This window comes from Sphingobium psychrophilum (genome assembly GCF_012927105.1).
Lineage (GTDB): Bacteria > Pseudomonadota > Alphaproteobacteria > Sphingomonadales > Sphingomonadaceae > Sphingobium > Sphingobium psychrophilum.
The window spans coordinates 1-5813 of record NZ_JABBFV010000050.1; the positions used below are offsets into that span (position 1 = coordinate 1).

At 56.0% G+C, this 5813-nt stretch carries 3 protein-coding genes and 1 pseudogene; 1 reads left to right on the forward strand and 3 read right to left on the reverse strand.

Going from position 1 to position 5813, the window contains the following annotated elements:
- Nucleotides 1-154: 154 nt before the first annotated feature.
- The 3 genes from HHL08_RS24835 to HHL08_RS24845 all read right to left on the reverse strand — a co-directional run bounded on the left by HHL08_RS24835 (nt 155) and on the right by HHL08_RS24845 (nt 4937).
- On the reverse strand, nt 155-1273 hold the full coding sequence (locus HHL08_RS24835) for an acyltransferase family protein (protein ID WP_169575535.1): 1119 nt from the start codon (nt 1271-1273) through the stop codon (nt 155-157).
- Nucleotides 1274-1932: 659 nt separating this feature from the next.
- Nucleotides 1933-3162, reverse strand: a complete 1230-nt coding sequence (locus HHL08_RS24840) for a glycosyltransferase (RefSeq protein WP_169575536.1) — start codon at nt 3160-3162, stop codon at nt 1933-1935.
- 383 nt (nt 3163-3545) lie between these two features.
- A complete protein-coding gene (locus tag HHL08_RS24845; RefSeq protein WP_169575537.1) occupies nt 3546-4937 on the reverse strand; it encodes an O-antigen ligase family protein in 1392 nt (463 codons plus the stop codon).
- Nucleotides 4938-5030: 93 nt separating this feature from the next.
- Between HHL08_RS24845 and HHL08_RS24850 the strand changes: the two are divergent.
- Nucleotides 5031-5175: pseudogene (locus HHL08_RS24850) on the forward strand (IS5/IS1182 family transposase); the annotation flags it as partial.
- Nucleotides 5176-5813: the final 638 nt, after the last annotated feature.

The following is a 5813-nucleotide window of genomic DNA, read 5'->3' on the forward strand; positions in this document are numbered from 1 at the left end:
CGGATCACCATACCGGCCAGCGGCTTCTGGAAAACGCTGCAATCAAAGGCCTGACAGAAGACCGCGCTCGATCACCTGTTCACCGGTTCAAAAACTTCTTGCCTCACGGGCGGCAACCACAGAGGGCTCTTAGATGCGGCAGCTAGCCCTTGTTTCAGACTGCAGCATCAGGAGCTCGGCCCTGCTCTTGTGAACCGGTTGGCGAAGCCTTTGCGCGCCGGGCCAATGCCCGCCGCATCCAGCCGGTCATTGGCTGTTCGACCAAAAGGTGAATGAGGATGCTCGATGATGTCGCAACAAGGACAGCCAAGAGAATGGCAAGCGGCGCATTTGGAAGGATGGCAAACTTGGCTCGCAGGGCAAGCAGGCCGGCAAGGACATGGAGGTGGAAGAGATAGATGGAATAAGACGCATCGCCAAGCAGCCCGCCAAGGCGCGTCAACCATCCTTGCGGACAATGAGAGCGCGCAGACACAAGCACCAGTCCTGTCCCACATAGCCCGAGAAAGATTACGCTGGGGAGAGTTTGGCTTATCAGCCCGCCACACCAATATACAGCGAGGATAGCAGTAAGCAGCACGCCAATCCCTATGAACGGATGGACAGGCAGTCGCCAATCACTGGGCGGCGACATTCTGTTCCAGAACAAGCCAAGGCCAACACCCATACCAAATTCGATATTTACGGAACTGAACAAAATCGACCAAGGACTGTCGATATAGCCGGTGGTGGCTCCCCAGGACGGTAGGAATGCGACATAGGCGATCGGGGAAACCACCCATGCCAGCAGCAGCCAGCGAGACGCCCGCGGGCCAAAGAAACTCAGGGCAAAGAGGCTGTAGAAAATCAGTTCCTGGCGCAAGGTCCAGATGATGTCAGGTTTGACGTAAGAATAGGGTATGAGAAAAGCTGCCCTGGCGTAAGCGGCCCAGTCAATGGCATCGCGCGCGAACCCGCGCTGGAGCAGCGCGTAAGACAGGATGGCCAGCCACATCATCGGGACGATCCGGACAAAGCGCCGCGTGGCATAGGCCGATAGCGTCATTCTTGGACGAAGATCACTGCCCTTGAGGACGACCACCGACATGATGAATCCGCTGATGACGAAGAAGATATCGACGCCTGAGGAACCGCTTTCAAGCGCGCCGCCCAACAAGCTCAGGCCGCCATATTTGGGATCGGCAATCATCGCGGCGCAATGCCCGACGACCACGCCCAGTGCGCAGAAACCACGCAAAAACTGAATGCCGACAAGCTCTGCGCGATTGTCCATATTTATCAGCCCCCGACTCGCCGCGCCATGCATCAGGGCAGACGACCAGCCATTACTATGAGACTGTCCAAAGAGAAACCTGTGCCTGGGGTATGGGTCAATTACTGATAGAGGAGATCAGTCAAGCTCTGGGCCGCGGCCCGCAGCCGGGAAGCGCGGATCCTGGCCACCGCGACGTATCAATGGAGGCGTGCACATCTGCGCCATGCACTGGTCCTGCCGTCATGGTCAGATCAACGACCATCGAAAAGAACCTATAGATGGTGCCCTCGGCGCAGGCCAAGGACAAGATCCCTGGCATGTCCCTCATTGCAATCTGCTATGCGTGTCGTTCCTCACGGCTAGATCCTTGTCATGAAGCCATGCACCCGACCTGTTTTGCCACCGGTGACCGCGCCAACGCACTGTTGGCTTCACCTGCGCGCAAATTGCGCGCTATTTTGCTCGCAGGCGCGGCCCGCATACGCGCGGTCAGACCCTTCTCGCATGGCTACCATTTTGCGCGTTGAACTGCCCGCGACATTCGGTGCATGGCGCGACACCAAGCCTGCTGATCGCCATCGGTCTGCCGTGGCACCTTGCCAATTTATGCTCAATCGGTTATATATCGACCAGAGTTGCTTTGGATAACTGCGTGCCCGATCTTCAAGCTTTGTCGATCAACCACGCCGCATGAGCGCGGCCCGATGCGCATAGACAGCATCCTCATTATAGAGCGTCCCGCTGAGAGCTGCCGCTTCCATCAGCTGGCACAGGGCCTGACGATCATGATGTAGGCGAGCGACATGATCTGCAAGCTTTTCAATGCTATGTCCAGGGGCGAACAATCCGCCTCCATATGTCTGCGTCAATCCGCGTGGATAGGCCGTGTCATAGCCAATGATCGGGCATCCGCTGACCAGCGCCTCGATAAGGCAGCGCGCAGATTCTGGCGTTTTGTGGCAGAACAGCAAGAGATCGCTCTCCTGCAGCCGGTCCAGAAGGTGCGTGCGCCTCCCTTCGAATCCTGGAAAGTCAATGACGTGGTTGAGACCAGCGCGCGACACCTGTGCTTTGAGTGCGGGCAAATCGGGTCCATCACCGATCCAGCACGCTTGAAACGCAATTCCTTGCGTATGCAGGCGTGCCAGGCACGCCAGCCAGTCGAACGGCCCTTTCATGCCAGCAACCCGGCCCACATAGACTATCTTGAGTGGTTCTCTAGCAAGGGCTCGGTCCTGCTTCCGCAACAGGGCGGACGCGGAAATCTGCTCCGTGCATCGGGTGTGGGTGTCATAGGTGCAATGCGGATCGGATGCCGATCTTGCATAATAAGCAAAACTATCGCCTCCCTGCAGCAGCGCTACAGTGCTTTTGCGCAAGACATACCGAATTGCAGCCTGTGTAAAGGGCATGACCATCTCCGCCAAAAGCCGCTTCAGTGGTGCCCGTGCCAGCTTGTTGCGGATGACAAAGGGTTCGACCCGATCAATCCACGCGGCATAACGCCGTCGCTGTTCGATAGCTTCAAGGGCCGCGATGGTGGGCCAATCGCCGATGATACTGCCCAATGTGAAGCAGAGATGGCGGTGGGTCGCGACAGCTTGGCGCAGTTCGTTCCGAACCGCGCCATAATGGCGGATCATTTTGCGTGGGGTATAAGCGTGTGGCAGTATCACAAGTCGCGCGCGCGCACCCAGGAGGCCCTCATCCGTACGGACCCAGGATGCCGAGCCCCCGCTGATCGCATTCGCCTGGCTTTCCACACCATAAAAGGTAACCCGATCGAAATGCTGGCACCATTGTTCGATACCAGCGGCAGTCTGCTCATCCACTTCCGGACCATAAGGACCCTGTCGGATAGACACATGGGTTACAAGAAGAAGCGAGGCTTGATCGTCGAGCGCCATATGCTTCAAGCCTGCCGGTTGGACTAAGATGGTGGCGCTATCGCCCCCTGCCGCTGTCCGAATCGCTTCAGGTACGCTGCCAGATCGTCCAGGATTGCCTATCACGTGCGATGGCCCTTGCATTGTGTATATTCGCTTTCTTCAAATACATCAAATATGCTGGCCAGCATCGTCGCTCGTCTTGCGCGCACAGCAGAGATTGGCAAGGGGTGAATAGAAAGGACGCCAGCAGTATCAGGCCCGCATCCCTACAAACACGTGCCTGCATCTGCTGCCCGATATTAAGCACACGCCTGCCTGACCTAATGCTACCCCGTCCCCATCCTATTCCAACTACCCTCTTTGACTTTTAGCGGCGATCGCAAACGGCCAATCTCGTCGCGCTAAAGCGTAACGGGCGGCGATGCATGACGGCGTTTACGCAAGGACCTCATCAAGTCATCACCAGCGGCAGTATTTTTAGGGCTCCGGACTTTCCTCCCGCCAACGGCACAGACGAAAGCGACAGCCAGAACCATGAACAAACCTACCAATGCGTCGCGCGAGAGCAGACTGCTTTCTGTTACATTATGCCCCATGCAAAAGATCAGCATGGCCGAAATAAGAGCGCCCTCCTCGGCCTTGATGCTCTGATCAGCCAGCAGCTTCCAGATGGGCCAAATGATGAGCGCGAAGACGGCAATCACAAGGCCCGGCAAACCGACAGTTACAAGCAGATCAAGATACCCATTATGCCCGACGGTGATCTGCGTCAGCATACCTGATCCATATTGATAGACCGGGCTATATGGCCCGATATTCCAAAAGGACCCAAATCCCGAACCCGTGCCAAGATTGTCTCCTGCATAGCGAACAAGCATGCCCCAGATATAACCTCGGCCGGTAAAGGCCGAAGGTGCCAGATAATTGAATATCAATATATCTTTATACGCGCTCAATGCCATCCCGCCCAAGGATGCGGCAATAGCGATCGCCGGGATTGCGTACATCCTAAAGCGCCTGGAATAAAATTGGTAAATCCAGCCGGCCAGCAACGCGATGGCGGTCATGCCGCCCGATGTCTTGGACTGGGTCCGGTACATGAAATAGGCAGACAAGAGTATGACGAGAATACGCCAGACTGTAGGTATCTTCTTCGCATCGAAAAGAAATAGCAGGATGGTGATGGCGCAGGTGGCCCCGGCAAAATTCTTATGAACCAGAAACCCGCGCCAGTTGCCGATCAGTGCAGAAGCGATGGCTGAGTCGGTCATCATGTGAATGCCTGTGGCCGGATCAAGAAATACCACGGCGTAATTTGCGACCAACGCCACGACCAGAGCAACCCGCACGACATTCAATGTTGAACGATAGCCCGCTTGCTGCACCACGAGAAAAGTCGTCCAGACCACCACTGTTGTCAGAAGGAGGCGACGTACCGCAATATCGGGCGCGATCGCCCAAGCCAGGCTAACCCAGCACCAGGAAATGGCGAGCAATATCGGCCACGGCATCGCTATCAGTCGCCAACGGCTGATGGCGGGTCTAGCGCCATAGATGGCCAGCGCGAGGATCAACAGATACCCAATTTGCCGTTGACTACTGCCCTCGCCTGTCAAAGGCAGTTCGTTATAGGTCATGAGCGGTGCAAGCAGTACCATTATCAGCAAGGCCACTGTCGCAAACTCGATCGCTCGCTCATGCCAGCTTTTTGTCAGAACGGCATCGGTCTTTGATGACCCCTGCTCCTGAAGCTGATCTAGGAACGAAGGCGATTGGGTTTTGATGTCTTCCATGCCTATGTTTCCCGCTCTTTAAGCCCGATCCGAACATTGGTTAGCAATAGCAGCATGTTGCGATCCACGCCTCGTTATGAGGAGGAAGAGTGAATGTTGGCATGGACTGGTATTGCCCGGCAAGTGCATAGCCGGGAGGGACTGCGATATCCATCGGATATGACGGACGCGCAGTGGCGCCAGCAGCGTTGTTGTGGATCCGGCAAAGCGTGGAGGTCGATATCGATCGGCAGACATAGTCCGCCGTCACCCAGCGTTCGCTCTCGGACTGCGCGATCATGACCTTGCCTCCAGGCCCGGCACGTCGCGTGCGGTTGTACGTCGATCTTCCATTGCCAGCTTGAGGATGGGATCGTCGCTACGGTCGATCGGTGCCCCAGAAGAGCTTTCGGCCGGGCAACTTGAGCGATCAATTTCGTAGTTATATCATAGACTTATGAACTCACCAAGAGCATGAATAGCACGATCTGGAATGTGGAAAAGGATGGATGTGAATGGACACGGCGGTTCGAGTCCTGCTGGGCATCGTACTGGCTAGGGCTTATCCGAAATATGACTACAATTTCGGTCAGGTAGGTGGGGTTCAGTCCCTATATCCGCGACTTCTCGAGCCCGCTGAGACGCTCCACCAATATGGAGCGGCGAACCTGGTCGAGGAAGAGAGTGTCATTGCCTTAGACGGATGAATTGGAGGGCACGGTTCAGACTATCCAACATAAAAACCTAATTTGCGCTCGACGCAATAACCTAAGTGTCTTCTGTGGTTGCCGCCCGTGAGGCAAGAAGTTTTTGAACCGGTGAACAGGTGATCGAGCGCGGTCTTCTGTCAGGCCTTTGATTGCAGCGTTTTCCAGAAGCCGCTGGCCGGTATGGTGA

What these genes read in the sequence shown, in the direction of transcription:
- HHL08_RS24835 (WP_169575535.1), bottom strand. Translation starts at nt 1,273, where the DNA reads ATGGACAATCGCGCAGAGCTTGTCGGCATTCAGTTTTTGCGTGGTTTC.
- HHL08_RS24840 (WP_169575536.1), bottom strand. Translation starts at nt 3,162, where the DNA reads ATGGCGCTCGACGATCAAGCCTCGCTTCTTCTTGTAACCCATGTGTCT.
- HHL08_RS24845 (WP_169575537.1), bottom strand. Translation starts at nt 4,937, where the DNA reads ATGGAAGACATCAAAACCCAATCGCCTTCGTTCCTAGATCAGCTTCAG.